We start from the raw sequence: 25,233 nt of genomic DNA on the forward strand, positions 1-25,233 counted from the left end.
ATAAAAACAACTGCAAAGGAATATCACAATGCAAAGAAAAGTACTGGCTCTGATGATTCCGGCTCTGTTAATGGCTGGTTCTGCACATGCAGCAGAAATTTATAATAAAGACGGTAACAAATTAGATCTGTACGGAAAAGTAGATGGTCTGCACTATTTCTCCGACGATAAAGGCGCTGACGGGGATCAAACCTATATGCGTCTGGGCTTCAAAGGCGAAACCCAGATCAACGATATGATGACCGGCTATGCGCAGTGGGAATACAACATTCAGGCCAATAACACCGAAGGGTCTGATAATCAGTCCTGGACGCGTCTGGCCTTCGCCGGTGTCAAAGTGGGCGACTACGGTTCTTTCGATTATGGTCGTAACTATGGCGTGCTGTACGACGTGGAAGGCTGGACCGATATGCTGCCTGAGTTCGGCGGCGACTCCTACACCAAAGCCGACAACTTCATGACCGGCCGTGCCAACGGCGTAGCAACCTACCGTAATACCGACTTCTATGGTCTGGTGCAGGGTCTGAACTTTGCGCTGCAGTATCAGGGCAAGAATGAAGATGCCAGCAACAATCAGGAAGGCACCAACAATGGTCGCGACACGCGTCACGAGAATGGTGATGGCTTTGGTATCTCTACCACCTATGATTTTGGCATGGGGATTACTGCCGGTGCCGCCTACACCTCTTCTGACCGTACCAACGAGCAGGTGATGAACACCACAGCGGGTGGTGACAAAGCGGATGCGTGGACTGCGGGTCTGAAATATGACGCCAATAACATCTACCTGGCGGCAATGTATTCTGAAACCCGCAATATGACCCCGTATGGTGATAACACCGACGCCGTAGCGAACAAAACCCAGAACTTCGAAGTGACTGCGCAGTACCAGTTCGACTTCGGCCTGCGTCCATCCCTTTCCTACCTGCAGTCTAAAGGTAAGGACCTGGGCAACGGTCAGGGCGATCAGGATCTGGTTAAATACGCTGACGTAGGCGCGACCTACTACTTCAATAAAAACATGTCCACCTACGTTGATTACAAAATCAACCTGCTGGATGAAGATGACAGTTTCTACAAAAACAACGGCATTGGCACGGATGATGTCGTCGCGTTAGGTCTGGTTTACCAGTTCTGATTGTCAGAGCCCGCATCATGATGCGGGCTCGTTTTTTGAAACTCGTCACAAAAGACAGTTTCAGAAAGCGGTTGGTTGAGGGTAAGTTGAAAGAAAGCTGGTTAAACTCAGGTGATAGCCCTTTCGTCACTAAGGATAACAGCGTTGTTTAGTCGTGTATCCCTTGCAGTACTTACCCTTTTAGCTATGCTGTGGATGGCGTTAATTTTTGATTTTGGTGATATTGTCGGGCATCTCGGCGCGCTGTTAAACCATCTGGATGGCAGTTAACTATACTGATTAAAAAGCGGCCAGACGGCAATCATGCCTGCTCTTCCCCTTTCTCGCGAAAAGAGAGATAGCCAAATACGCCACTTTTCCCATCCGTGGGATGGTTGACACCGTCCATCACTGTTACCAGAGGGAAATCAAACGGAGAAACGCTTTCAAAACAGGCGACGTTCACGCCGTATTCATTTGGATTAGAACGCCTCTGATGGAACGTGTAAATTCCGCACACTGAGCAAAAGAAATGCCGTGCCGTGCCCGTGTTAAAACGGTACTCGGTGAGCTTATCTTCCCCTTTGGTCACCTTAATCCCTGACAAAGGCGCAGAGACAACGACCGCACCCCGCATGCGACAAAAAGAACAGCTGCAGCGCCGCGCGGTGTTCAGGCCATCGGTAAGCTCAACGGTGAATGCCACCGCGCCGCAATGGCACTTCGCATTACGTCTTTCAGCCATGGGCTATACCCCTTTTCTCACCAGCTCGGCGGCTTTCACGAAAACCTCGTCTTCTACACCATCGCCTTTTTGCCTGCCGAGCCTGACCAGCTCATCGACAATGCTGTTGCGATGGATCGGTTTCTGCGCAGAAACCAGCCCAATAACGGCGGCCCCAATCGCCAGCCCCACTAATCCGGTTTGTTCATCTTTGTTTTTCATATTCATGCTCCTGGTACAACAAACAAGCGTAGCAGGAATACGGTAAAACGGAATGCCGGACACACGCTCTGTGAATATTATTTAAACAGTTCAGGCAGGTACGACTTCCAGAATCGACAGATACGAACGGGTGTCTATTATTTTGTTCAACTTCAGGTTGGTCTGTTCAAACAAGGCCTGATACTCAGACTCTGTTCGTGCCCGTCCTCCATCAAAGCTTGTTAACAGAAGAAGGTCAATTTCAAATCGACCCTGTTCATTATTTTCTTTTTTAATAAGCGGCTCAAAAATTAATAGCCGAGAATTTTCTTTCATTACATTTCTGCAGCAGTGAAGTAACTGAATGGACTTCTCATCAGGCCAGTCCATCAATATATACTTAAGCAGGTAAATGTCCGCCGTTAGAATCTCGGCGTGAGTCCATATTTTGGCGTGTTGATATTTGCCGACCAAATTTTGATATCATTTTGCAGGAGAATAGTGAAATCAGATTTCAGGTGCATCACCATACCATTGACGCTTTCCGCATCCACCACTGAAAAATGCTCAATTCTGTTTTGCCCTATCTGGACACAATTATATTTGGCGGGCAGCACTTTACCATTGACATTTAGCGGTAGATTATTCTCACCACAGCGGCCTTCCGTAATATATGACACGAGCAAATTAGCGGATTTCCTCCCAGGCTGGAATACGCTCACCATGACGGGATAACCTGCCGAGGTCTGCGTCATATCGTAAAGCACCGCATTTTTCATATACCAGGTGTTATATTCCCGCTCCTGAAAAGCGGACCAGGCAGGCGCAGTAAAACACGCCAACACTGCCAGCATAATAGATACTATTTTCATGGGATGTCATCGTCCGTGGTGTTGCACGTATTATTCAGATTGTGCAAAAAACAGCAACAACTTAAGAATAGTCCTACTACTATTGGCAGTGATGGAGGGTTAATTAACGCATGCGCGATGCGGTCTGTCTCCTGTTGCTAACGTATGTTCGCTTTATTTATTCCGACCGGCCATTCGGATCGCTTCCAGACCGACGCGCTGTCCGAATGACAGCTCTAACGTATTTCCATCGGGATCGGCAAAAAAGACATAGTAGTCGACGGGATCGCCTACATTCTCAGGCGCCTTCCTTAGCACACCTTCAGCGGTGGCCATCGCGGTTTTTCTGTCAATTTCTTCGCGGGTCGCGCAGGCAATACCCAGATGCCCGAAGCGACCCAGCGGCGTGTCGGTCACGGTGTCGGCCTGTACCAAAACCAGTGCAAAAGGACGGGTATGGTCGCTAAGCCATGCTACTTTTCTTGCATCAGGGATGTCGGGTTCACGCAAATGAATGACCTCCATACCGGCATAGCGACGATAGAAGGCAATACTCTTTTCCAGGTCCCTGACCATAAACGCGACATGAGTGAAACCTACATCAATGTCTTTCATTTTAAGATGTTACTCCTTTATCAACGTGGTGCTGACATCTTAAAAGCTCAAGTTAACTTGATGTCAATACGCTCATAACGAAGAAACAGGAGAGAAATGGTAAACTGCCGCCATCACGGCGATGCTGACGACAATGCTCAAGAAAAAGTAGGTTTTGAAAGGCTGCTTTTGTGTTTTATGGCGAAAGAGCTGTTGGCCCACAATGGCGCCAGGCCAGCCTCCGGTCACGCCAAATACCAGCAACGTCGCTTCCGGCACTCTTCTCATCCCCTTCCGCGCCGCCATTTTATCGGCACCATATATCACCACTGTCAGCACATTGATCAGCAGAAACCACACGACCACAGGATTCGATGATAAAAGGCTGCCGATTGCAGCGAATATCAGGAGTGAGTAACAAAAGCGATTGAGAGTCATTGAATGCGTCACTGGATTGTTGAGCGGTTTGGAAGACGCATTATACGTTATCTTCGTCATGTTTCGGGAGAAACACTTATAGCTGGATAAACCTCATTCCACCGTCACTTTAACTTTAGGCTTCGACAAAAGGACTTTGACCAGTTCCTTGAAAGCAAGAGGTCTGTAGAAGAAGAATCCCTGTAAAAACCGGATGTTATTACGGATGAGATAATCAAGTTGCTCTTGCGTTTCAACACCTTCCGCCACAATGCTAATTGAGAGTTTTTTTGCTAATTCCAGTACCGAATCAAGGATCAGGGTTGAGTCCTCATTGGCGTTAACCCTGGCCACAAAACTTTGGTCGATTTTAATGTAATCAATATGCAGTTCTTGCAGATAGGAAAGACCGGAATATCCCGTGCCAAAATCATCCAGCGCAATGGCAAATCCGTTGTTATGCAGTTCATTCAGCGCCCTGACGAGATGTTCATCGATGTGGAGCGGTTCGCGCTCGGTTACCTCAATGACAAGGTTGAGATCCTGTTGAATAAAACTGTGTTTGTAGTGGAGACACTCTTCCACAAAGGTGGACGCTACGATGTGAGAAGCGCTGAAGTTAATCCCTACATGAAACCCTTCTGGCAGCAATGTAGAAATAGCGTTCATTTGTTTTGCAACCTGTTTCATTAGGCTCTGAGTCAGAGGAATAATTAACCCTGATTTTTCAGCGAGAGGAATGAAAGATGCGGGAGAAATAAACCCTGACTGCGGATGCTTCCATCTGGCCAGAACTTCCACACCTCGCAAAGTTCCCTCCCTGCCGCTAACAACCGGTTGGTAATACGGCGTAATTTCATTTCTGTAAATGGCGGTGCGCAATGATTCTTCTGGTGAAACATCTTTAGAGAGATATCGCTGAAGTATATAAGCAGAAAGAGACGATATTATCAGCAGAAATAGCACCACGCCGCCGGCTCGATTGAACAATCTCTTAAGGCTGAAAAGGACTGGCGCGTTAAACTGTATCTCGAAAGGATAATTAGAGGCTTTTACCCTCAAAACCTCTTTCTTCGAAGGGTCTGCCGTCGCCACATCGCCTGACAGGCCCAAAAGGGTATTGCCTACTCGAAGTGAATATTCAACGCCATTTAATGGCATATCCAGCGCATCCCGGATATGGCTGTCGCTGATGCTCACGATGATTCGGCTTCCGGCATGATTGGTTTGGTATAAGAGCACAGGCAGGCCGTTGACGGTACTTCCCGCAGGGACGAGCAGCAACGATGATTCCGGGAGCACTGAGCTGTTGACCAACAACACGCGGTTTCCCGGTAAAGAAGAGCACCAGACCGCATCATTTTTCAGGATAACGACCGTTCTCAGATGAGGCTGTAATGAAGCCTCAGTGCCTAGCCGATATTGCCCTTCCGCATCACACTCATTCTCAGCAAGTTGCTTCGCCAACTGAGTCGCATGACGGGCTTCTTTAAGAATGACATTAATGTTCCGCACGACATAGTGCGCCCCTTCAAGGCTGTCAGCCCGTGCAGAATACCAAACCTGTAAATTGATGATAAAAACGCCCAGCAAAAATATTGCCGTGGCTGCAGCTACGGGGATAGATGCATGGCGCATTTAGAATTCTCGATTAGAGTGAGGTTACCGCTTCAACGCTGCTGAAGTGATTGAATTGTCATCGTCTTAATCATGGTAGATAACGTAATAATTACCATGTCAGGCGTCGAAAATTTTCGTTCAAACACGAATATTTGATCTGCGCCCATGGTGCAATAAACGACATAATCGAGGGGAAACAAAAAGGCCACCGAATGGCAGCCCTGCTGATACGCTTTTTTAATAGCGCTTTGTGGTGTTGACTGGCGTTCTTTCTGACCAGTCAGGCCTCTCGCCAGCCATGATTGCACGCTGCTGTGATGGCGTCACAGACTGGGTTATTTCAGGCATAGCCTTGTATTCGGGTTGTTGAGGTGGACTGAGAACCAGATCAGAGCTACAACCTGACAGCAGGAAAATGCACAGTAGAGATGAATTAAGCTTGAACACGTAAAACCCTTCCAATGGGATAAAATTTCTGAAAAAGCGTTGTGCTGGACATAATTAGCCTAATCAAAATATATTCTCAAGGTCAATACGCGCAGCCCTTTTTCATGCCCTGATTCGCAAAGGCGAACATAAAGTCGACGACTTTTATCGTGAGTTGGTACCAGATTCAACGTTACTGGAAACATTATTTTAGCCACCCGGATGGCTAAAATAATGTTTGCTTATCAACGCAGTCCGTGCCTTAATGATTTAGTTGGTTCGATGCAATACCTAATGCAATATTTCATCAGGCAGTCCTCATAACCAGGCGCTATCGCTGATATCCCCTCCTTTTGAGTCCATACGTTGTCATTTCTTATCATTTAAAGAGTCTTTAAAAGGAGTATTCATGTCTTCACGAATTCAAGGTCTGGTTAAGTGGTTTAATGAAGATAAAGGCTTTGGCTTTATCTCCCCACTTGATGGCAGTAAAGATGTTTCTGTTCATTTCTCTGCCCTGCAGGGAGAGAGTTTCAAGACGCTATTTGAAGGTCAGAAAGTCGAATTCGCGATTCTGAGCGGCGATAAAGGCCCTGCTGCTGCAAATGTAATACTTTTAGATAGATAAAATTATCAATGGCCCGCGATTACCAAAAAGCTTTCTTGAGTAACCGGGCCCTGGATAATATGACTGTTATTCATATCAACAGCCAGCATATTTTCTTAACAGGTGTGCTAACCGATGTGATGAAGCGCAGAACTGCTGCGTGAATGGTCTAAAACTAAAGGCTAACTCTTTATGTTAACTACTTTGATTTAGAATCGTTGAGTAGATTTAAACAAAGCGTTGCAGTACGGGCAGACAAGTTGAGCGCCCTTTTGCACGCGATTAAAACTGTGCTCTGAATCTTTTGAGCAATTTGGACATGGACATTTGACTAAATGATTTCGACGAAACTGTGCATTTTTACGTCCAGACATAGGCATCTCCTGATTTTACGGACTGCTACAATACACGTTAAAGCTAAAAATTGCTTGCTTTAGTTTTCGAATACTCCCAAAAACACAGGGTGGTTTATGAAGAATGTCATCGTTTTTTTCAATGGAAAACCTGGTAAAATTGTCACGGTGCAACAAGGAACGACGTCCGTAAGGCAGGAGTATCCGGATGGTAAAGAAATACACCTTCAGATCATGTCTGCTGGTTTTCCATCTTTAACCGGAGATCGCAGCTTTGTTTACGTTGCCTCTGATAGAGAACTCACCTCGCAGAAAATACTTGATGCAGCAAAAATCCATTTGTGAGCTGCATTTTCGGCTAAATCTCAGCCACTTCACAAAAGGAAAGATAAAACCTCAGTAAAATCGCCAGTATTTTCAGCGAGCGCTTTTAGGCTTTATCTTTTGAATTAAAATAATAAAAAGTCTAACTATTAAAGCCTGCTAAATGCAGGCATTTTTTATTAAAGCTGCAACCAAACGCCACTTCGCTTTTATTTACATAATACAGACTTAAACTCGACACTTCTTTTCATTAAAATTTTGCTCTTTGCAGGAACTAATGCAAATGAAATGAGTCAAATGAAGACACTTACCAGGAAAGATTATTTTATGACATCTTATATTATAGTAACCACTGTTGCCGCTGTTATGGGGTTGATAACCTTGAGTCTAATCAAAGTTTGGATCAGCACCTCGAACAACCCTGACAATCTGTGACTTCATCGCAAGCCACTTACGCTTCTGGTAAATCTATGATAACCAGCGTGCCAAAACTGCCTGTTTCTACAGTATGGGGAGAGCCAGCTTTGGCTACATAAAGCTGTCCAGCCGTTACAGAGATTTTTTTACCCTTAACGCTCAGCTCCAGACGTCCATCAATGACCAGTAACCCCTCGTCATACTCATGTACCTCTTCAATCACTGAGTGCTCATCCATTCGTAAAACTTTGAGATTCGTTGTTCCAATGCGGCCTAATACACGAGAGTGCCAGGTCTCTGGTAATGCAAGTGCTTCGGTTTTGAGGTCATAAAGCGACATAACGTCATTCCTTGTGATGTTCTTTTCACGATCTTATGCCATATAAGCTCCCTGCCGTCATATAACAAATATGGAAAACCAGTGCGAGTAAGATGCTATAGGTCTTGAAACCACAGCGCAGGCTGACAGCGAGTTGCAACGTCAGATATAACCCCGCTGCAAAACGTGCTGGTATTCGCCGCCGGAATCCGTACCATACGCGGCATACAATATTTGCCCCTGCTGGCTCCGAAGGTAGTACTCAATGCAAGAGAATCAAGAGATTAACAAAAAAGAGCAATACAACCTGAATAAGCTACGCTGATTTTGCCAACCCATTGATATCATTTATTTTATCATTTAATTCAATTAGTTATAGCATAGTAACTTCTCCCTAAAGCTACCCAGAACTACATTTTTTGTGCCCTTTTTTTGCCCCTATTTCGCATTTTTGCCCCTAAATTTGCCCCTAACTTTAGCCAGTGCGCCCCCCTTCTTCTCCCTGCCCTATACTTTAGGTCTGACATCTGGCTGGAGGTTTCTATGTGTGGACGTTTTGCACAAGCCCAAACCCGTGAAGAATATCTGGCTTACCTGGCCGATGAAGCCGATCGTGACATCGCATACGACCCGGAGCCGATTGGACGCTACAACGTTGCACCCGGTACAAAAGTTCTGCTTCTGAGCGAACGCGACGAGCAGATGCATCTTGATCCGGTTTTCTGGGGTTATGCGCCCGGGTGGTGGGATAAGCCGCCACTGATTAACGCTCGCGTCGAAACCGCGGCCGCAAGCCGAATGTTTAAACCTCTCTGGCAGCATGGCCGGGCTATCTGCTTTGCAGATGGATGGTACGAGTGGAAGAAAGAAGGCGACAAAAAACAGCCCTACTTCATTCACCGGGCAGATGGCCAGCCGATATTTATGGCAGCAATCGGCAGCACGCCGTTTGAGCGAGGTGATGAAGCGGAAGGCTTTCTGATAGTGACGTCTGCAGCTGATAAGGGTCTGGTCGACATTCACGACCGCAGGCCGCTGGTCCTGTCACCTGAAGCGGCGAGGGAGTGGATGCGACAGGATATAGGCGGAAAGGAAGCTGAAGAGATAGCTGCAGACGGTTCCGTGCCGGCAGACAAGTTTATCTGGCACGCCGTGACGCGCGCCGTGGGTAATGTAAAAAACCAAGGACATGACCTATTAGAACCAGTCTCGCTCTAGTACTATGTATTGACTAATATTGTTCATGGTATAAGCAGGGAATGCCTTATGAATAACTGTCGTGATTGTAGAAATCCAATACACCACGGAGCTAAAAAATGTCACCACTGTGGAAGCTATCAGAACTGGATCCGTCACCTCAATACGTTTGCTCTGTTTACTGGCTTCTTTCTGACACTGCTTTCAATATGGACAATTCCATTTATTAATGGTGTTTTTCAATCTAAACAGGCAGAAATAGTTACCTCTATCATATCTGGCGAGTCAAATAAGCTTCATTTTATGATCGCCAATAACGGCAATCAGCCGGCAGCAATTACTTCTATTGAAATTGACAGTAAGATGAGTTTCGGAATAGGTACATGGTACCTCGACAATCAGCTTGATGGCACACTCCTTGAACCAGGGCAAGCTAAAGTACTTAATGCCTCAAACGGGGCACCTATACCTTCCCCTCTTCCCTATGAAATTCAAACGATTTTAAATTCCAAAGAAGATGTTCCAAAAAACTGTACTTTAGTCATCCAATACGTCGAACTTAATGGCAGCAACAAAACTTTTACTTATCCTTTTACGTGTTCGCCTGTCGAGGCAGCTCAATCCCATGGCGGCCTATCTGACCTTCAATAAATCGGCATAACGAGTTGTGTAGCGAGGTGAGAGCATGTCACGTTTCATTTGCCACTGCTGCTGTATGCCCTGCCCAGCAAAGTAGAGCGTGCCTTTCCCGTCTTTCGCGTTGAGATGATCGAGGACCTCCATCAACCTCTCGCTACCTGCCCGCGGCGAGTTCTCGTCGAACAGGTTGAGCTGGGCCACTCCTTGGCTAAAGAAGTCCCCAAGCATAATGCCGGCTTTCTGGTACCGGTGACCATCCTTCCAGATTTTATCCAGGCACTTTACCGCGCCGTTGATTATGTCGCGGGAATCCTGTGTAGGAGTGAGAAGCTTCATTGAAGCACTGTTACCGTAATACGGCTCGTTAATCGCAAAGGGAGAGGTTTTCACGAATGCAGAAATAAAGCGGCAATACTGATGCTCGCCCCGAAGCTTTTCAGCACCTCTTGCCGCATAACTGCAGATAGCCTGGCGCATCTGCTCATAGTCCGTGACGCGTTCTCCGAATGACCGGCTGCACACGATTTCCTGCTTTACAGGCGCAAACTCCTCCAGATCAAGACAAGGCTCGCCGCGCAGCTCCCTGACCGTTCGCTCGAGTACCACATTAAAGTGTTTACGGATAATCCAGGTGCTCTGCTCCGAAAGGTCGAGGGCAGTTTTAATGCCCATTGCGTTCAGCTTTTTACTGATGCGCCTTCCGACACCCCAGACGTCCTCCACCGGAATAAGAGCAAGCAGTCGGCGCTGGCGATCGATATTGGATAGGTCCACTACCCCACCCGTTTGCCGCTGCCATTTTTTGGCGGCATGGTTTGCGAGCTTCGCCAGTGTCTTTGTCTGGGCAATGCCAACACCGACCGTCAGGTGCGTACGCTTCAGAACTGTAGCGCGGATCTCTTTCCCGAAGTCTGTCAGGTCCCGGCAGTTTCTAACCCCAGTCAGGTCACAAAAAGCTTCATCAATACTGTAAATTTCGACGCGGGGGCTCATTTCTTCCAGCGTTGTCATAACCCGGTTCGACATGTCAGCGTAAAGCTCGTAATTACTGCTGAAGCAGACAACGCCCGCGCGCCGGAAAAGCTCCTTTTGCTTGAAAAATGGCTCCCCCATGGTGATTCCTGCCGCTTTTGCTTCTGCGCTGCGTGCGATTACGCAGCCATCGTTATTTGAGAGAACAACAACAGGCCGCCATCTCAGGTCCGGCCTGAATACAGTCTCGCATGATGCGTAGAACGAATTCACATCACAGAGAGCAAACATATTCAGCTCGCAGATTTAACGATGAAAGTAACAACGCCGAAAACATCCAGCGTGTCTTCGCTGCCAACAACAATCGGACTATATGCGCTGTTCATAGGATTGAGTTGCACTGTAGGGCGCAGCTGCAGACGTTTTACAGTAAATTCTCCTTCTACTGCTGCGATGACAATGTCACCGTGCTCAGCAGTGCGCGAACTGTCCACCACCAGCAGATCGCCGTCGCTGATCCCTGCTTCGATCATAGAATCACCCGCGGCTTTGACGAAGTATGTTGAGCTCGGGTGAGCAACAAGTAACTCATTGAGATCGATGCGCTGTTCAACGTAATCAGCCGCGGGGCTCGGGAAACCACACTGCACTAAGTCACTGAAAAGCGGAAGAGCGATAATTTCTCTCAGTTCTGTTGGCCTGATGAATTCCATGACACACACCTCAAATACTGCTTTTATATACAGTAGTTTTATTTGTAAGTGTCCGCAAGATACAGCCCTACCGTCACTGCTTAAAGCTTCGCCGTTTCGTTTCTAAGTTTCTATGTCGCTTCGAATTATGAGTTTTGTAAATTTTATGCTCATAACCATTCTTGATAAGATTTCAACCAGTTTCGAAACGGCCCCTTATTCACCTTCTTCTGCAGTCATGGCCAACTCCGCCGCGATCATTCTTTGGTTGTACAGAGAATCGACAGGCATTTCGACACGGACGGACAAAAACTGGTCGCGGGGAATATCGACCGGCTCCGCCTCACTAATATCCTGTATTTCGTTCCTGGCGAATACAGGCGCGCCAGGATGTGTTCGATGATAGGTTTTTACCAGAACAGAACCATCCGCGTTAACCACATAATCCAACCAGATAAGAGGCTGTTTGTTCCTGTCGGTTGGGATATCAAAACCGCCATCAATGCCGCCCCAGGCCGCATCAGAGTTAAGCCCCTCACACCCTTCAACCAGATATTCACCAATGCCCAGACGGGTTACAGTGCAGCCATCTGATTCATCGTTAGTCTGGTATGATCCATCCGAATATACTTTAACCACAGGCGATGCTGCTTTGAGCGTACCATCGCTGGCTCTGGTGGTATTGCCCGTGGTGTAAGCCTCCTGATATGACCAAGACGAGCCACCGTAATACGAAAACCACGTCCGCCTTAGAATGTAGGCCTGATGAATACGGGTTGGTCGGCTGCCCCGATTGACGACAATAGACGTAATACCGGTATTTGCAGCTAACCCGAGCTGGGTCTGTCCGTCATTTTGATGGGAGGAGAAACAGGTCGGTGTAAATGCGTCCATAGCGTCCAACAGCGGGCCATCACCATTGATAGTTCCGAGCCCAAATGCTCCCACTTGCATGATGTTCCCGGCCGTCGTTCCGACGTCCTTTGTTGCGCTACTTCCCAAACCGAGGTTTGTGCGAGCGTCTTCCGCCTTCGTTGCCCCGGTCCCGCCGTCAGCGATTCCAATCGCACCGTTGCTCCCTTTCTGGGCTAATTTACCGATGCTGGGGATGGTTACTGGCGTGCCGTTGATGGTTACGGTGATGCTCTGATTTGCCGATGTGGTGGCGAACGTCTCCCACGCACCAATATTCTCGTCATACTCTTTGATAAGCTGAGACATCGCCTGTGCCAGGCCATCGACCGAGATATTGTCTGATACCAGAATGCCGTACTTCTGACCGCTGAGCGTCGGGGATGCCGCAGGCGTGACCGTCATTGACGTGGCGCTGTTCACTGCTGAAATCTGGAACATCTGAACCGGGTTAGACATGACGATAATCGTCTGGCCAGCACGAACCTGGCTGGCGGGTGCCGTCCAGTTCGTGCCGGTGCCGGTTGCCGTATTTCCGTTAATTGCGATGGTGCCGGTGTTATAAAGCATATTTTCTCCAGGCAATAAAAAACCCCGCCGGGGCGAGGTTTGTCTTGAAACAGAATGAGTTACTGGCAGGTGGTGCGGGTGAACGTGTTGGCACTAACCCAGGTCCAGTTGAAGGGATAACCGGCGCGATACTGGGTCTGATTGTTTTGTTTACGCACTCCGTAAATCTGGACGCTGCTTTCCTGCCCGCCGATAAGGGCTATACCGGAACACACAGGTTGTTGTTTCTCAATAATGCCAGAGCAACCGGAGAGCAATACTGCCACCGCCAGGCAAAGAATCATGTTTTTCATAGTGGTTATATCCCAGGGCATTCACAAGGTTACACAATAACAATATGAATCAACGGGATATAATTGATTTGGTAGATCAATCATTCAAAATTGATCGTTGAAAACGATCAATCAAAGTTAGCGCAGTTAATGGCCATGATGACGTTTCTCATGTTTGAGTACGCGACGTTTTGCAGTCCTCCGGAGGGTGTTGTCTGCGGCCGGGCAAAAATCCGCGTATTGCTTCCCTCAAGTTTTGCCATGCTCTTGTAGATTGCCGCATAGGGCTGCGGCTGGCCACCGGCTGATATAACCCCGGTAATCAGGCCAAGCATGGCCGGCATGCAGGCCCACTTCCCCGCCCGTGTTGTGTTGATGTTGTAGCCTGAGCTGGCATCCACTCCGGCTGTGCCGATGGCGACAACATCGCTGAGCGTGCGCGTTTCGTTGGTTAGAATCAGCGTTCCCGATGCATCCCACACGGCCAGCCCGTAGTCTGGCTTTGTTTGGGGGAAGATCGAAAAGAAATAAACGTACGCTGTGCCAGCTGCTACAGGTCTGAGAAAATCAATCGTGATGGTGTTTCCGCTTATCGTCTGGGTGATTTCCACCTCAACCGTGCAATGGACGAAGGCGACAACGGGCTGACCTGAGGGAAAGGTGTGCGTCACCTTGGTATTGAAACCTGATGTTCCCTGCAGCACAGCCGTTTTGCGCACCTGCAATGCCAGCGGTGAACTGTTTGCCGTCACCCATACTTCGCCACCTGTCGTCGACAGTAATACGCCGTACTGCGCCATTTATGCCCTCTCTATCTGGAAAATGAGAAAAGCCGCAACGGCGGGTTCAGTCCCTGCTGAGAAGTCGGTATCCCCCGCTGAGGTCACCGTTGCGGTACCACCGGAGATGGTGATCTTCCTTCTTCCCGTTCCCCACTTATCATCGTTCATGACCTGAAAGTAGGTCAGTTTGCAACCCGGAGGAAGGACAACGGAAAAAGAGCCTGTTTTTTGGTTAACGGCCAGCTGCAGATAGCCACAAACGCTGACTGGCTTAATTCCATAGTTGTTAACCTTGCCTGATGCATCCCATGTCTGAACACCGTATTCCGCCATCGTATCTCCTGAAAAAAGAGGCCACGCAAGAGGCCTCCCGTTACCATGTGCCGGTGATTCTCCCTATCTGAACCCTCAGTACATTGTTAGCATCCTTAACACTAATCGTCTGATTAGTCTGCTTCATGGCCCCTTCACCCGCAGTTGAACCGTAGTTCTCAAGCGTGCCGGTTCTAAAGTTTAAGGACAGGCCAGCCTGGTTCTGTACGTAGTTAACCGAGCTGATTGTTTCAGCCAGCTTCGCTCGCGTAATAGTGGCATCGCCTATTACCGTATCCCTGATAATTACCTGCCCGTTTTGAATCACGAACGGAAGCGTAACGGTAGCTCCGGCCTGGTGAGTAACTGCGAAGCGGTCTGCCAGGAAGATAACCTGCGACTGCATGCCGGATGGCGTGTTCTCAACGCCGATCCCCATACCCGCGGCGTAATACTGCCCGTTACTGGAGACACCAACTTTGATGTTGTACATTGCTTTGAGGTCACCATTTACGTTCGCGATGGCCTGAGCGTTTGTTGTAATGGCTGAGGTATGCCCGTTCACCGTCGCCGTTATGCCGTTTATCTGAGTGGCCGTAGCCTGCTGATAGTCGGAGAACGTCTGATTCAGGCTGTTGATGGATGCCTTGTTGCCGTTGACGTCCGTCTGCAGGCTCAGCAACGAGCGCGCCGTTGCCTCCCTGTCGTTGACAATCACCTCATCAATACGGTCCAGATTCGCGCTGTTGCCGGCGACCGATGCAGACAGGGTTTTACGCGCAGCCACCTGTGCCAGCCCGTTCTGGATAATGGCAATGGCTGAGTTCTTAACCCCGCCCGTCATGCCTTCCATAGAAACACTGATGCTGTCAATTCGCTGGCCCAGCGCGGTATCAGCCGTCGCAACGGTCTGCTCAAGCTCTGAGAGGGAAGACGACACTTCACCGATCGTACTCGAAAGCTCATTAACGCTGGTCTGAACCTTCCCGACGTCCTGAGCATTTTTGGCGATATCCTTCGCCTGCTGCTCCAGTTCGTCGTTGGCCTGTTTGATGTCGTCAGCCATACCAGCAATTTTTTCGTTGCTGTCCACCGCGTTCTCGATCAGGTCTTTGAACGTATCCGAGTCTTTAATCTCCTCCAGGATCACATCGGTGATGTCGGACACATCGATACTGGCCTGACCGCGCGCCCATTCTGTGTAACCTGATTCGTTGCCGCTGCGGTCCACCAACTGCGCGCGGTACCAGAAAATCTGCCCAGCCTTAAGGCCCATCTGCTGATATTTGCGCTGCGGGTAAGGCACATCGGCCAGCAGCATCGCATCGTCTTCGGTACCGGTCAGGCTGTACTGAATTTCCGTCTTCAGCGTGTCGTCGGTATTCGCGGGGAATCCCCAGTTCAGCTCGATACCGAATACCACGTTTTCAGAAGCGATGAAGCCAACCGGCTTCGGTGGGTTGCCCACTTTACCCGTCAGCGTTTTCTCTTCTGAATAGCCCCATCCGGATGAAATTTCTGCGGCATTGATTGCGCGCACGCGCACAAGGTAGCGCCCGGCATAAATCCCGGGGACGTCGAATGACGTGGTGGAGCTGCGCGGCACGTTAACCCAGTTCCCGTCGTTGCGGCGCCATTGCGCTTCATAGGCGATAGCGTTCTGCGCCAGGTCCCAGCTCACGCGCATCGTTTCGACGCTGATATTTTGCTGCACCACAGAAAACGAGCTGATCACGATGTTCGCAGGCGGCGACTGGTTGCCCGGCGGGATCACGCTCACCGGCCGCTGGTCAATGATGGCTCCGGTATCAATGCGATCGAATTTATCCGGATCGTGATTTGCACCGACGATTGTGAACGTGCCGTCATTATTATCAGTTACCGTAATAACGCGATACTGCTGTGCGTAGAGCTCATCAGACTCAATGACCCATACGGCCTCAGCCACAGGCGTTTCGCTGTAAGCGGTCGTAACGGTCACTTTATTGCCCGTTATCGACTGAATGGTGCGTGACTGTGAAACACCCGATGGAAGATTGACAATCATCCTGTCGGCTGCCGAAGCATCCGGCGCCCTGTCCAGCGTCAGCACGCGACCATTCGCCGCAGAGATACGGCCGCCCAGGTCGCGCCCGGAGAGATTTCGGTCCGCTACGGCGATTACATAGCCAGGCTGTGGAATGTTGCCATCTTCCCCTACATTGAAAGTAACAACACGATCTTTATTGTTGGTGAGGATCCCCCATCGCCCTTTCCGATTCGCTTCTGACTGACGGGTACAGCCGATCGCAGTTATCTCAAGTTGATTAAACCCATAACGCGCAACCAGCGCCTGCTCAAAAACAGGCTCCATCGCATCAGAATAAGCGTTATCAGGATCAGACCAGGACACCAGCGCATTGGTGTAACGGTTCTTTGTGGTGCTGCTGGAATAGGTAAAGCGCCCATCAATAACGTTCGCATGCGTGTATGTAAAATCAACATCTCTCGGCATATCCGCCAGCGCCACAATCTGGTCGTCGCCCCAGTAGGTCATCCCACGGAAGATTGCAGCAAAATCACGCAGGACCGTATAAGCGTCGTTGCGTTCCTGAATGTACACGTTGCAGGTATAACGTGGTTCGGTACCACTTCCGCCTTTGCCATCCGGTACCATCTGATCGCAATACTGTGCAACCTGGTAGAGCGTCCATTTATCTATGTTAGCCGTTGTAAGACGATCCCCAAGTCCGAAACGGTCGCTAACCACCAGGTCGTAGAAAATCCATGCAGGGTTATCGGTCCAGGCCCATTTAAATGTCCCAGTCCACGTACCGCTATAAGTACGGGTTTCGGGGTCGTAAGTATCCGGAACGCGGATAACACGCCCACGAGGCTCGCAGGAGATCTGCGGGATAGAGCCGTTAAACTGGCTTGAATCGAATTCGATATAAAGCAGCGCTGTATTTGGATAGCGTAATTTGGCGTCAATTACCTCGGTGAAGCTCTGCAGCATCATCGTGTCGCCGATCTTCGCGCTGTTGGCATCAGACGTAATCTTACGCAGTCGGATTGTCCAAGTGCTGCCAGCCTGAGGTAAATCGATACGGTGGCTGCGCTCGTAACCTGACGTCGTTTTGCCGGTCACGCTGGTATTGAGTACCGTCTGCCATGTGCCGCCGTCCGTCTGCAGGTCAATCGCATAATTAACCGAGTAACCGACCAGATCGCCGTCGTCCTCCTGTTTGAAAAGTGATGGCCATTTCAGACGCAGGCGAACTGCTGAAAGCTGCGTATTGGTAAACGTGCGCGTCCACGCTGTAACGCTCGTTACCTCAGTTCCCACGCTGATTTCGTTTTCGGTACCGGGTATGCCCTGAATATATTTTTGCGCCTGAGTTCCCGCGCGAAATTCCCACGTCACGCCGCTGAAGTTTTGAGAGCCGTCAGCATTTTCCAGAGCCGTTCCGTCCAGGTAGATATCTTTCGCAGTCAACTGCCCTGCAAATTCGCCCTCTCCCAGTGCAACGAGGATTTTTGCCTTTGCTACAGATTGCAGATCATCAGGCTGTTCGGTAGGGGTTCGGGAACTTGAGCTGCCGCCCTTGCGGCCTTTTATAGCGATTGCAGTTGCCATATTGCGCCCATAAAAAAAGCCACCCGAAGGTGGCCTGAAGAAGGTTTTTATTTATTGCTGGTCTTCGACATAAATCCCGGCAGAAATAATCGCGCCGCCGATTCGCCGGCGTCCATAAAGAAGTGGTACCGGATTCCCCTGGGCTGTCGTGTTTGTTACTCCACCAAAGGCGTAGCTGGCTTGGTTATCCGCTGATTGCTTACTGGCGAGCCCGGTGGTCTGTGGAGAAAGCATCTGGACTACGCCACCCAATGCCATTGCCCCACCGATCTGGAACATAATGTTACTCGCGGCGATGCCCACTCCGGGCATCCAGATTGCGGCAGCAACTAGGGCAACGCCGAGGATGGTCTGGAAAACACCACCTCGTTTGCTCCCGACGATAACTGGGGCTATGCGGATATCAGCGAAACTCTGGTCCATGCTCAGTTCATCATTGTTCAGATTACGCTTACCGCTGAAAACTGCGTAGGTTAAGCCGCGCTGCTTACTGGTATTAAGAAAGCGCTCGAAGCCCGGGACGATCACACACAACGCTCGGATGGCTTCTTTGGGTGAGGCTACTGAAAGTTGAAATTCACGGCCAAACGTAGCACCAAGTACACCATAGAGACGTATAGTTCTAATAGGTTCATGAATAAGGAATGGCATATATCATCCAAAAAAACCCGCGCTCAGCGGGTTTTAAATAGTCACACTAAAAAAATAAATGATAAAAATCTTTGTTTTTAATGGCTCATGCTGTCCCTGTGAAAATTCATTTCTCAGTCTTAAGGCCGGTTAGATCATATTTAAACTGCCTTGAGCCAGACTGGAAGAAATCCGCCTCGAGAATTAGCTTCTTATGGGTTTTGAGGTTCTTAATGAAAGATGATGAGTTATCAAAGAAAATAACATCTGAGCTACCATCTGCTGCTCCAGACATTGCATACCTTTGGATTTTACCATCGTCAAATTTCGCGGAAACATGACATCCATCATAGGAATTACAACTGAACTGGCCCTTACTGATCACGATTATAGCTTCAGTCAGTGGTAGTGATTCAGGTTTCTGACCAGCCTTCAATTCTGTTTTCTTTGATCGTAGTACTATAGTTAACTTTGACCCTCCATTATAAGGAAAATCAAAGTCTACTGCGTTATCAGACTCTGTTTGAGAAAACTTTTGTGCGGTTCCTCTCATTTCATCATTTTTATAGCTAGTATGCCACTCGGCAGAAACAGCAACTCCGCTAATCATCATACCTAAAACTAAGAAAGCTACTTTTTTCATGTTCATTTCCTTTGGACTAAAAGTAGGATAAATCCTAATATCATGGTGCTATAAAAGGAAGCCACAAACATACCTAGGTAAGCAAATTTTGTGAAATTATCTGTTCATGCCTTAGCTGCTTCATTGTCCTTTCCTGCCAGTAGCCACCATACGGAACACGCTGGCTGAGATGACCGTAAAGATGATGAAGTAAAATATCACCTTTAAGCAATATGCCGGCATGGTTCCACTTGTTAGACTGAACTTGCATGATCACCATATCACCCGGTTGCAGCGGACCGTCGATTTCGCGGAAACCACACTCATACCAGCAATCCTGATAGAAATTGTCCGGATAGGAGTCCTCCCACCACGGATAATCAACACGGTAATCCTTCAATTCGATGCCATGTTCCTGCCAGTAATAGCTCATTACGAGTCCCCAACAGTCATAGTGTCCAAGCACAAACGGGCGCCCGATCAATGGCAATGCGTCGCGAGGACTAATGGTGCGAAAGTCTCCTTCCGGCCAACTGACAATATGCCAGGGCAGCAACGTTGCATCGCATTGAGCCTTGTCCAGTTCGCTTGGTTGGGTCGTCGCGTCCGGGTGGCTATGAACGATTCCCGTTATCGTGCCCCAGTCTTCAGCAGCAGCGTAATCCTCTGGCGCAAGGTGAAACTGTTCTGTTGGTTCGGCAGCCAGATTCCTGCATGGGAAATAGCGTTCCACGCGGCTTTTCTGCGCTATCACACCACAGCATTCGCGGGGATATTCTTTCGCTGCATGCGCCAGGATGGCCTGAATTGTTTTTTGACGCATGTTAACTCCTGATCAAAGATGTTCCCGGAAAACCACCGAAAGGAAGTTCATTGTGTTCACCAAACCGAAGCTTGCAGGCCGTAAGCGTACCGTTGCATTCATCCAATGAGGGATCGCTTACCAGATTATTGTTTTTGTCGAAGTAAAGCGTGCCGGCATAGTCGCAGCCGTCACCGGTGCGATATTTATTCCGGATACACCAGGTACATAGAGAATGAAGTTGACGTGTAGGGATCATCTTTCCCTGCAGATCCATAGGGCTGGTAAGAACAAACTCAATACTCTCGCCGGGCAACTCACTATTTTTACCGTCGATATAGAAAACCCGCTTCCTCACCTGAAGGGGATCTGCAGTGGGATTTCCATCCGGAAAATTACGTGCATCGAGGTAATGCGTGAATGTGTCATGAATAGTGACTTTGGCCTGAAGCATATCGTCGTAGGCAAGACAGAGCGCGGTGATAGAACTGTCTATGTTGGCAACGGTTAGTGTAGGCTGCGCGCTACCGCCATCAGTAGAAGCTTCCAGCCCCTCCAGCTTATATGGCCAGGCACCATACTCTTCGCCCTGCCACCAGATGCTCTTCGCCTTAAGCTTTGATACGTCGCCACCAGCAGTGGCAATCTCTTCTTCGGTATGCGGCAAGTTATATGCATGAAAGCGCAGAATGTCCTCAAGGCCAAATGTGGATCCGTCCACTTCAATAAGACGTATTTTTTCGCCTGGTTCGAGGCGTTGATAATCCCGGGTAATCATGGTGAGTAAGCCTGTTTGAATGTTGCAGAAATGGTTATGACCTTGCTGGAGAGCGGCTGGGCTTTAATGGAATCAGCTTCAATCCGGTATAAACCGGTTTCGCCAACAGGGGATGTCCAGATAAAGGATTTTGTAATGTGTTCGCGGCAAAACCTTAGTGCATCGAGCATCTCAGTTTTTTTTCCCGTAAGGGTTATTGGCCAGGACTGTTTTTCAGGATTAATTCCATCCCCAACGATCTGCTCATAGCCGTCACCAAAGGATGCAGAACGAGTTGAGTAGCTGAACTCCCCCTCCATTCCTGCCTGTATCTGGGTTCGCCAAGTGAATGTTTGGATCGCCACTTATCCTCCGGGCATAAAAAAACCCGCAGAAGCGGGTTATTCACAAGAGTGCATACGAGGTATTAAAACGTTTCTATGGTCGAAATTCGGTAGACATAAGGGCCACGCTGCATTCCGTCCTCGTCAGTTTCGTTATATGTAATGACACCGTCTACATTCAGGGGGATATCAAGAATATCAATTGTTGCGGTGTTTTTTTGGATTGTTGAACCCCAATCCAGAAGAGCTAACCCATCCCCAAATTCTTCCATTACGAATGGGTAACGCTCAACTCCCCATATCTCAAAGTTTTCTACAAAACCAAAACCGAAGGCAGCAGAGTCATAATTTAGTTTTTTGTCATTCAGGACTGGAGAAACGAATGAAATGCTTGATTTTCCATCCCCTACCCATAGGGCTGTCACTTTAATTGAAGCCATTCAAAAACCCTTAACTTATTAATTTCACGGAGATAATCATAACACCTCAGTATGAGAATGCTCTGTATTCTTGATACGATTACCAAAAATAGGGGTACTACAAATGAGAGTTCCTGTTAATTATCTAGATTTCGTTGCATTCCAGATTAGCCCCCCAGGTTGCAGCTGTTTGGCAATCCCAGCACGAACAGATTGATCGATGGTCTGTTTGTAAGCCCGTGAAATAGCGTCGTTGCTGCCTGAAGTCTGCTGCTGAGAGTTCTGGTTTTGAACGACTACAGACGTTTGAACATTTACGCCACCAGCAGCAGGAGATTGCAGGCCATACATTGGTGCCCGACCAACGTAACCACCATCGGCATACCCTTGTGCTCCACGCATAAGCGCATAGAGATTGCCGACACCCAATGCACTGGTCGCTTCCTTCGTAAAAACAAACTCACCGCCGTGTACAACGCCTTTCGGTTGGTATTTACCGCCATCACCGGTGTAGCCGCCACTATCAAAACCGGGAACCAAGCCACCGCCGGCAAAACCAAAGAACGCCCCGATACCCGTTCCACCAAAGGCTGACTTCATTCCATTAACCAGAGCCAGTTGAGTCAGCATCTGGGCGATGCCCTTGAGGAAAGTGGAAAGGAAATCTGAGAAGTTAGATTTACCTGTGGTGAAGAAATCAGTCAGGGTGCTGGCCATCCCGGTGAAGGCATTGCTGGTAATCGTCTGCACCTGCGAGTAAACATTGGTCGCGCTGTCCTCAAATTCAGCCCAGCCCTTTTTCGCGCCGGTCAGCCAGTCACCGCGTAGCTGATCCTCAGCATCATAGTAATCGTTAGCTGCCTTAAGCTGTTTCTGGTATCCCTCTTCATCCAGCGAACCACCAGTATTTTTCCAGCCGGCGGCGAGCTGACTTTTTGCCAGCTCTCGCTGCGCCTGGCGGTCACTCATCCCGGCACCGTTCACTAATGCAGCCTGCTTCTCTGCCATCTGCGTGACGTATTTCTGCGAGGTATCCATTCGCTTGTTCAGCTGTTCCTGTGCGGTAATCTGATCACCTAACAGGGCTTTCTGCCATGCCAACTGAAGCACCTGGTCTTTACTCGCCAGCAGGGATTGTTCCTGCTTTGTCAGTAAACGTGAACGCGACGCCTCCTCCAGCACCTGAAATTTCGCTTCAGTCGTCCACAGATCTTTGCGCTGCTGGCTGATAGTGTCGTTCAGCCCTTTATGCTGCTGCAGCGCGCGTAACTGTGCCTGAAGCGCCAGCAATTCGGCCTGGGCAGCATCCGTGCTGCGATCTCCAGCCGATAAAGTGCCCTGCTTTCCGGTTTTGGTCTTTTTGCCAAAAGCAGCGACTCCTTCCCGATCCTTCTGGGTGGTTGCGGTACTTATCTTTCTGGTCGTATCGAGGTATTTACCTGCACTGATATCAGCCGCATCCCAGTCTTTTTTCAGCTGAGAGACGCTGTCACCATATGCGCCGGCCATTTGTTCGTTGTAGTCCTGCCATCCCTGCAAAGTATCTGTTTTCGCCCAGTCGGGAACGAGATTAATCGCGGCAGCGATAGAGGAAGAAATAATCTGGTTCAGCTTCTGAAAAACGATCGCAACGCTGTAATAAATTGCGTTGAATTCCTTCAGTGTGTTTGATGCCAGTTCAGCTACCCATTGACCGATACTCTGCATGGCCTCAGACGCCCAGCCCTTGATATCCAGCCACAGGCGACCAAACGGCGTCAGCGAGTCGTAAGCCTGCTCCCCACGTTTTGCCATCGTATCGCCAAACAGGTCCATAGCCTGCGTAACGGCCGCGGTCTGGTCCTTTTGCTTGATCAGATCGTCAACATGCTTAAGTTGTGAAACGGTCAGGAAATTATATTGTTCGTTGAGACTCTGCAGCGCTTTAACAGGGTCTTTTTCGATGTCCTTATAGGCTTTGGTGATGTCCTGCGCCGAGACTATACCGGTCTGAACCGCCAGCGCCGTGGAGCCAGCTGCTTTTTCAAGTTGCTGCTGTGTCAGCGATCCCATGCCAACCAGCTCAGTCATCAGACTCTGAACGGTTCCTACAGTAGCGCCAGTAGAGGCAGCAATAGACTGGGAGGAAGCCATGATCTGGAGCGCTGACGTGCCGGCAATGTTGCCAGTCCGTATAATGGCCTTGTTGATTTCGTCGTAGGCGGTGAAGTAGTCCGATCCCGCTTTGGCCGCAATCAGTACAGCACCGGCCAGGCCGCCAATTGCCACTCGGGCAGGAGTCACCATCGACAACATCGCTTTCAAAGCATTGCCTACACCGCCAAACGAGTCACGTAGCTGACCGCCCTGCTGAATAGCAACCATATAAACCGGCATACCGGAAGCGAGTGAGGTCACAATGTCAGTCATTTGCATCGGGAGATAACGCATAGCATTGCGATATTGGCCCGCGCTGATAGCCCCAGACTTCCATGCTTCTTCCTGCTCTTTCAGCTTTGCGATCATTGGGGCAGCACGATCGGATACGCCGAGCTGGGCAGCTTTTAGCTCTAACAGTTCTGCGCGCGTTTTTCCGATTGCTGTGACCTGCTCCTCCAGCGAATCGATAAAGGTTTTGCCCGCCGCAGCTGTACGCTGCGCGGCCTGAGCCTGTTCAATGCGAGCCCGTCCCTCTGCGGTTTCAGACTCCATGACCTGTGCCAGTTTTGCCCGCGTCGTCTCAAGCACGCTGTTGTAACGAGTAAAATCCTCGTCTCCCACCAGCCCTTTACCGCGAAATTTCGCCAGGCTCTCCTGGATAGTGTCCAGTTCATCCAGCGCCTTGTTTACCGGGCTGATCTTATTCAGCAGGTTCTGCAGTTCCTGACGCTGCTGCTTCAGGCTTTCGCTGTTTTTCTTCTGGTTATCGATACCGGTGCGGAACGTGCTGTTCAGGTCATCCGCTTTACCTGCCGCGGCGGACGCGGTCTCCTGAAAGCGATCCAGTGCCTGGTTACCGCGCTCCAGCTCACTGGTATTTACGCGCAGGGAAATCGTGGCGATGTCGTTACTCATTCCGCCCTCTCTTTATGCATAACTTTTAGTGCGGCGCTCTCCATGATTCTGATGTCCGAAAGCGCGGTTGCCTCGTCCTCGACGTGATGCAGGCGCATTACCCAGGGCAGCACGTTGTAATCAAGCCCTGATGCACCTCCCATGCCCGTGCGCCACTGCGTACTGACAGCCTGGAACACCAGGAATGAAGGCCATACATCTGGCCAGACGTCGATATATTGATCGTCGTAGTCATCCTGCGTAAGCCCGTAGGGCGCCAGGTCTGCCGCTGTGGGTTCAGGCGTATAGAATGCAGAGGCAACCGCTATAAGTTTTTTTCGCGCTGCCCCATCAGTTCGCGATAGTAGGTTTCAGGGATAGCCTTCATCGCCGCCGGATAGTTTTCCAGCAGCACCGACAGGTTTTCTGCGTTGAAAGCATCGGGAAGTGCCCAGCCAGAAATGATTTCCATCAGAAAATCAGTGGCGGTTTTGCCTTCCAGTTTTTCCAGATCAGCCAGCTCTTTAAGTGGCTTATGATTGAACGTGAATGTCAGCACGCCATCCTCATCGCCGGCGCGCGGGATCGAGACGTTGGCCTTAAATGTTGGTTTGGGCTGGAGGGTGAATTTGGTAGCCATTGATACCTCTTACGAAAAAAAGCCTCCACAAAGGGAGGCATAGGATATTGAA

At 49.3% G+C, this 25,233-nt stretch carries 31 protein-coding genes; 6 read left to right on the forward strand and 25 right to left on the reverse strand.

Annotated elements, in window-relative coordinates; all coding sequences use genetic code 11:
* Nucleotides 1–28 precede the first annotated feature (28 nt).
* Nucleotides 29–1,138 (forward strand): porin OmpC, encoded by a 1,110-nt coding sequence (gene ompC / locus N037_RS21100; RefSeq protein ID WP_032643297.1) that lies wholly within the window; start codon nt 29–31, stop codon nt 1,136–1,138.
* A gap of 301 nt (nt 1,139–1,439) precedes the next feature.
* Here the strand turns inward: ompC and N037_RS21105 are convergent, their stop codons facing one another.
* From N037_RS21105 to N037_RS21135, 7 genes are all read right to left on the reverse strand, one after another.
* Nucleotides 1,440–1,862 carry a GFA family protein gene (locus N037_RS21105; protein WP_023335888.1) on the reverse strand — a complete coding sequence of 141 codons (423 nt, stop codon included), beginning with the start codon at nt 1,860–1,862 and terminating at the stop codon, nt 1,440–1,442.
* Between the two features lie 3 nt (nt 1,863–1,865).
* Entirely contained in the window at nt 1,866–2,063 is a 198-nt protein-coding gene (locus tag N037_RS21110) for a hypothetical protein (RefSeq protein WP_023312007.1), read from the reverse strand.
* Nucleotides 2,064–2,153: 90 nt separating this feature from the next.
* On the reverse strand, nt 2,154–2,432 hold the full coding sequence (locus tag N037_RS24435; RefSeq protein ID WP_082440907.1) for a methyltransferase: 279 nt from the start codon (nt 2,430–2,432) through the stop codon (nt 2,154–2,156).
* Nucleotides 2,433–2,464: 32 nt separating this feature from the next.
* Nucleotides 2,465–2,914 (reverse strand): hypothetical protein, encoded by a 450-nt coding sequence (locus N037_RS21120; RefSeq protein ID WP_023335890.1) that lies wholly within the window; start codon nt 2,912–2,914, stop codon nt 2,465–2,467.
* Between the two features lie 153 nt (nt 2,915–3,067).
* Nucleotides 3,068–3,508, reverse strand: coding sequence for a VOC family protein (locus tag N037_RS21125; RefSeq protein ID WP_032643302.1), 441 nt, complete (start codon nt 3,506–3,508; stop codon nt 3,068–3,070).
* A gap of 72 nt (nt 3,509–3,580) precedes the next feature.
* Nucleotides 3,581–3,925, reverse strand: a complete 345-nt coding sequence (locus N037_RS21130) for a DUF1294 domain-containing protein (RefSeq protein ID WP_032642609.1) — start codon at nt 3,923–3,925, stop codon at nt 3,581–3,583.
* A gap of 93 nt (nt 3,926–4,018) precedes the next feature.
* On the reverse strand, nt 4,019–5,542 hold the full coding sequence (locus N037_RS21135; RefSeq protein WP_032643304.1) for an EAL domain-containing protein: 1,524 nt from the start codon (nt 5,540–5,542) through the stop codon (nt 4,019–4,021).
* Nucleotides 5,543–6,359: 817 nt separating this feature from the next.
* On the opposite strand from N037_RS21135, the gene N037_RS21140 reads away from it, so the two are divergent.
* Nucleotides 6,360–6,578: a cold shock domain-containing protein gene (locus N037_RS21140; protein ID WP_023335894.1), complete on the forward strand. Its 219-nt coding sequence runs from the start codon at nt 6,360–6,362 to the stop codon at nt 6,576–6,578.
* A 188-nt stretch (nt 6,579–6,766) separates the two neighbouring features.
* Here N037_RS21140 and N037_RS25305 read toward each other — a convergent pair whose 3' ends face one another.
* Complete coding sequence (locus N037_RS25305; protein ID WP_316043716.1) at nt 6,767–6,937, reverse strand: YnfU family zinc-binding protein; 171 nt, start codon at nt 6,935–6,937, stop codon at nt 6,767–6,769.
* Between the two features lie 90 nt (nt 6,938–7,027).
* Here N037_RS25305 and N037_RS21145 point away from each other — a divergent pair, with 90 nt between their 5' ends.
* Nucleotides 7,028–7,255, forward strand: a complete 228-nt coding sequence (locus N037_RS21145; RefSeq protein WP_023335895.1) for a hypothetical protein — start codon at nt 7,028–7,030, stop codon at nt 7,253–7,255.
* A 306-nt stretch (nt 7,256–7,561) separates the two neighbouring features.
* A complete protein-coding gene (locus N037_RS25460) occupies nt 7,562–7,669 on the forward strand; it encodes a YnaM/YnfT family protein (protein WP_353655983.1) in 108 nt (35 codons plus the stop codon).
* A gap of 16 nt (nt 7,670–7,685) precedes the next feature.
* Here the strand turns inward: N037_RS25460 and N037_RS21150 are convergent, their stop codons facing one another.
* The gene (locus N037_RS21150) at nt 7,686–7,991 is read right to left on the reverse strand and encodes a cupin domain-containing protein (RefSeq protein ID WP_032643306.1); all 306 of its coding nucleotides are present in this window, start codon (nt 7,989–7,991) and stop codon (nt 7,686–7,688) included.
* Between the two features lie 522 nt (nt 7,992–8,513).
* On the opposite strand from N037_RS21150, the gene N037_RS21155 reads away from it, so the two are divergent.
* Entirely contained in the window at nt 8,514–9,188 is a 675-nt protein-coding gene (locus tag N037_RS21155; protein WP_032643308.1) for an SOS response-associated peptidase, read from the forward strand.
* A 48-nt stretch (nt 9,189–9,236) separates the two neighbouring features.
* Nucleotides 9,237–9,818 (forward strand): hypothetical protein, encoded by a 582-nt coding sequence (locus tag N037_RS24980; protein ID WP_156369747.1) that lies wholly within the window; start codon nt 9,237–9,239, stop codon nt 9,816–9,818.
* Here N037_RS24980 and N037_RS21160 read toward each other — a convergent pair.
* The 16 genes from N037_RS21160 to N037_RS21235 form a co-directional block, all read right to left on the reverse strand.
* The gene (locus N037_RS21160) at nt 9,801–11,069 is read right to left on the reverse strand and encodes a Y-family DNA polymerase (protein WP_032643311.1); all 1,269 of its coding nucleotides are present in this window, start codon (nt 11,067–11,069) and stop codon (nt 9,801–9,803) included. The genes N037_RS24980 and N037_RS21160 overlap by 18 nt on opposite strands.
* Nucleotides 11,070–11,071: 2 nt before the next feature.
* Nucleotides 11,072–11,491: a translesion error-prone DNA polymerase V autoproteolytic subunit gene (locus N037_RS21165; RefSeq protein WP_020884462.1), complete on the reverse strand. Its 420-nt coding sequence runs from the start codon at nt 11,489–11,491 to the stop codon at nt 11,072–11,074.
* 195 nt (nt 11,492–11,686) lie between these two features.
* Complete coding sequence (locus N037_RS21170; RefSeq protein WP_032643313.1) at nt 11,687–12,952, reverse strand: phage tail fiber protein; 1,266 nt, start codon at nt 12,950–12,952, stop codon at nt 11,687–11,689.
* Between the two features lie 59 nt (nt 12,953–13,011).
* Complete coding sequence (gene cor / locus N037_RS21175) at nt 13,012–13,245, reverse strand: phage exclusion lipoprotein Cor (RefSeq protein WP_032643315.1); 234 nt, start codon at nt 13,243–13,245, stop codon at nt 13,012–13,014.
* Between the two features lie 107 nt (nt 13,246–13,352).
* Nucleotides 13,353–14,024, reverse strand: a complete 672-nt coding sequence (locus N037_RS21180) for a hypothetical protein (RefSeq protein WP_032643317.1) — start codon at nt 14,022–14,024, stop codon at nt 13,353–13,355.
* Entirely contained in the window at nt 14,025–14,339 is a 315-nt protein-coding gene (locus tag N037_RS21185) for a hypothetical protein (protein ID WP_032643319.1), read from the reverse strand.
* 40 nt (nt 14,340–14,379) lie between these two features.
* On the reverse strand, nt 14,380–17,934 hold the full coding sequence (locus tag N037_RS21190) for a host specificity protein J (protein WP_032643321.1): 3,555 nt from the start codon (nt 17,932–17,934) through the stop codon (nt 14,380–14,382).
* A 51-nt stretch (nt 17,935–17,985) separates the two neighbouring features.
* Nucleotides 17,986–18,585 carry a tail assembly protein gene (locus N037_RS21195; protein WP_032643324.1) on the reverse strand — a complete coding sequence of 200 codons (600 nt, stop codon included), beginning with the start codon at nt 18,583–18,585 and terminating at the stop codon, nt 17,986–17,988.
* A 106-nt stretch (nt 18,586–18,691) separates the two neighbouring features.
* Nucleotides 18,692–19,207, reverse strand: a complete 516-nt coding sequence (locus N037_RS21200; RefSeq protein ID WP_050511272.1) for a hypothetical protein — start codon at nt 19,205–19,207, stop codon at nt 18,692–18,694.
* A 73-nt stretch (nt 19,208–19,280) separates the two neighbouring features.
* Nucleotides 19,281–20,009, reverse strand: coding sequence for a C40 family peptidase (locus N037_RS21205; protein WP_032643326.1), 729 nt, complete (start codon nt 20,007–20,009; stop codon nt 19,281–19,283).
* Nucleotide 20,010: 1 nt separating this feature from the next.
* Nucleotides 20,011–20,766 carry a phage minor tail protein L gene (locus N037_RS21210; protein WP_032643328.1) on the reverse strand — a complete coding sequence of 252 codons (756 nt, stop codon included), beginning with the start codon at nt 20,764–20,766 and terminating at the stop codon, nt 20,011–20,013.
* On the reverse strand, nt 20,763–21,110 hold the full coding sequence (locus N037_RS21215; RefSeq protein ID WP_032643331.1) for a phage tail protein: 348 nt from the start codon (nt 21,108–21,110) through the stop codon (nt 20,763–20,765). Before N037_RS21215 ends, N037_RS21210 begins: the two co-directional genes overlap by 4 nt.
* Nucleotides 21,111–21,172: 62 nt before the next feature.
* Nucleotides 21,173–21,529 (reverse strand): hypothetical protein, encoded by a 357-nt coding sequence (locus tag N037_RS21220; RefSeq protein WP_032643333.1) that lies wholly within the window; start codon nt 21,527–21,529, stop codon nt 21,173–21,175.
* Between the two features lie 120 nt (nt 21,530–21,649).
* Nucleotides 21,650–24,562: a phage tail tape measure protein gene (locus N037_RS21225; RefSeq protein WP_032643336.1), complete on the reverse strand. Its 2,913-nt coding sequence runs from the start codon at nt 24,560–24,562 to the stop codon at nt 21,650–21,652.
* Nucleotides 24,559–24,870, reverse strand: coding sequence for a DUF1799 domain-containing protein (locus N037_RS21230; RefSeq protein ID WP_032643338.1), 312 nt, complete (start codon nt 24,868–24,870; stop codon nt 24,559–24,561). The genes N037_RS21225 and N037_RS21230 overlap by 4 nt, the downstream gene beginning before the upstream one ends.
* Complete coding sequence (locus N037_RS21235) at nt 24,867–25,181, reverse strand: phage tail assembly chaperone (protein ID WP_032643340.1); 315 nt, start codon at nt 25,179–25,181, stop codon at nt 24,867–24,869. The genes N037_RS21230 and N037_RS21235 overlap by 4 nt, the downstream gene beginning before the upstream one ends.
* Nucleotides 25,182–25,233: the final 52 nt, after the last annotated feature.

Origin of the sequence: Enterobacter sp. EGD-HP1, from assembly GCF_000733275.2 — a bacterium.
Classification (GTDB): Bacteria; Pseudomonadota; Gammaproteobacteria; order Enterobacterales; family Enterobacteriaceae; genus Enterobacter.

Excerpts from the sequence above, each read along its gene's own strand:
- ompC (WP_032643297.1), top strand. The coding sequence starts at position 29 with ATGCAAAGAAAAGTACTGGCTCTGATGATTCCGGCTCTGTTAATGGCT.
- N037_RS21105 (WP_023335888.1), bottom strand. The coding sequence starts at position 1,862 with ATGGCTGAAAGACGTAATGCGAAGTGCCATTGCGGCGCGGTGGCATTC.
- N037_RS21110 (WP_023312007.1), bottom strand. The coding sequence starts at position 2,063 with ATGAAAAACAAAGATGAACAAACCGGATTAGTGGGGCTGGCGATTGGG.
- N037_RS24435 (WP_082440907.1), bottom strand. The coding sequence starts at position 2,432 with ATGGACTGGCCTGATGAGAAGTCCATTCAGTTACTTCACTGCTGCAGA.
- N037_RS21120 (WP_023335890.1), bottom strand. The coding sequence starts at position 2,914 with ATGAAAATAGTATCTATTATGCTGGCAGTGTTGGCGTGTTTTACTGCG.
- N037_RS21125 (WP_032643302.1), bottom strand. The coding sequence starts at position 3,508 with ATGAAAGACATTGATGTAGGTTTCACTCATGTCGCGTTTATGGTCAGG.
- N037_RS21130 (WP_032642609.1), bottom strand. The coding sequence starts at position 3,925 with ATGACTCTCAATCGCTTTTGTTACTCACTCCTGATATTCGCTGCAATC.
- N037_RS21135 (WP_032643304.1), bottom strand. The coding sequence starts at position 5,542 with ATGCGCCATGCATCTATCCCCGTAGCTGCAGCCACGGCAATATTTTTG.
- N037_RS21140 (WP_023335894.1), top strand. The coding sequence starts at position 6,360 with ATGTCTTCACGAATTCAAGGTCTGGTTAAGTGGTTTAATGAAGATAAA.
- N037_RS25305 (WP_316043716.1), bottom strand. The coding sequence starts at position 6,937 with ATGCCTATGTCTGGACGTAAAAATGCACAGTTTCGTCGAAATCATTTA.
- N037_RS21145 (WP_023335895.1), top strand. The coding sequence starts at position 7,028 with ATGAAGAATGTCATCGTTTTTTTCAATGGAAAACCTGGTAAAATTGTC.
- N037_RS25460 (WP_353655983.1), top strand. The coding sequence starts at position 7,562 with ATGACATCTTATATTATAGTAACCACTGTTGCCGCTGTTATGGGGTTG.
- N037_RS21150 (WP_032643306.1), bottom strand. The coding sequence starts at position 7,991 with ATGTCGCTTTATGACCTCAAAACCGAAGCACTTGCATTACCAGAGACC.
- N037_RS21155 (WP_032643308.1), top strand. The coding sequence starts at position 8,514 with ATGTGTGGACGTTTTGCACAAGCCCAAACCCGTGAAGAATATCTGGCT.
- N037_RS24980 (WP_156369747.1), top strand. The coding sequence starts at position 9,237 with ATGAATAACTGTCGTGATTGTAGAAATCCAATACACCACGGAGCTAAA.
- N037_RS21160 (WP_032643311.1), bottom strand. The coding sequence starts at position 11,069 with ATGTTTGCTCTCTGTGATGTGAATTCGTTCTACGCATCATGCGAGACT.
- N037_RS21165 (WP_020884462.1), bottom strand. The coding sequence starts at position 11,491 with ATGGAATTCATCAGGCCAACAGAACTGAGAGAAATTATCGCTCTTCCG.
- N037_RS21170 (WP_032643313.1), bottom strand. The coding sequence starts at position 12,952 with ATGCTTTATAACACCGGCACCATCGCAATTAACGGAAATACGGCAACC.
- cor (WP_032643315.1), bottom strand. The coding sequence starts at position 13,245 with ATGAAAAACATGATTCTTTGCCTGGCGGTGGCAGTATTGCTCTCCGGT.
- N037_RS21180 (WP_032643317.1), bottom strand. The coding sequence starts at position 14,024 with ATGGCGCAGTACGGCGTATTACTGTCGACGACAGGTGGCGAAGTATGG.
- N037_RS21185 (WP_032643319.1), bottom strand. The coding sequence starts at position 14,339 with ATGGCGGAATACGGTGTTCAGACATGGGATGCATCAGGCAAGGTTAAC.
- N037_RS21190 (WP_032643321.1), bottom strand. The coding sequence starts at position 17,934 with ATGGCAACTGCAATCGCTATAAAAGGCCGCAAGGGCGGCAGCTCAAGT.
- N037_RS21195 (WP_032643324.1), bottom strand. The coding sequence starts at position 18,585 with ATGCCATTCCTTATTCATGAACCTATTAGAACTATACGTCTCTATGGT.
- N037_RS21200 (WP_050511272.1), bottom strand. The coding sequence starts at position 19,207 with ATGAAAAAAGTAGCTTTCTTAGTTTTAGGTATGATGATTAGCGGAGTT.
- N037_RS21205 (WP_032643326.1), bottom strand. The coding sequence starts at position 20,009 with ATGCGTCAAAAAACAATTCAGGCCATCCTGGCGCATGCAGCGAAAGAA.
- N037_RS21210 (WP_032643328.1), bottom strand. The coding sequence starts at position 20,766 with ATGATTACCCGGGATTATCAACGCCTCGAACCAGGCGAAAAAATACGT.
- N037_RS21220 (WP_032643333.1), bottom strand. The coding sequence starts at position 21,529 with ATGGCTTCAATTAAAGTGACAGCCCTATGGGTAGGGGATGGAAAATCA.
- N037_RS21225 (WP_032643336.1), bottom strand. The coding sequence starts at position 24,562 with ATGAGTAACGACATCGCCACGATTTCCCTGCGCGTAAATACCAGTGAG.
- N037_RS21235 (WP_032643340.1), bottom strand. The coding sequence starts at position 25,181 with ATGGCTACCAAATTCACCCTCCAGCCCAAACCAACATTTAAGGCCAAC.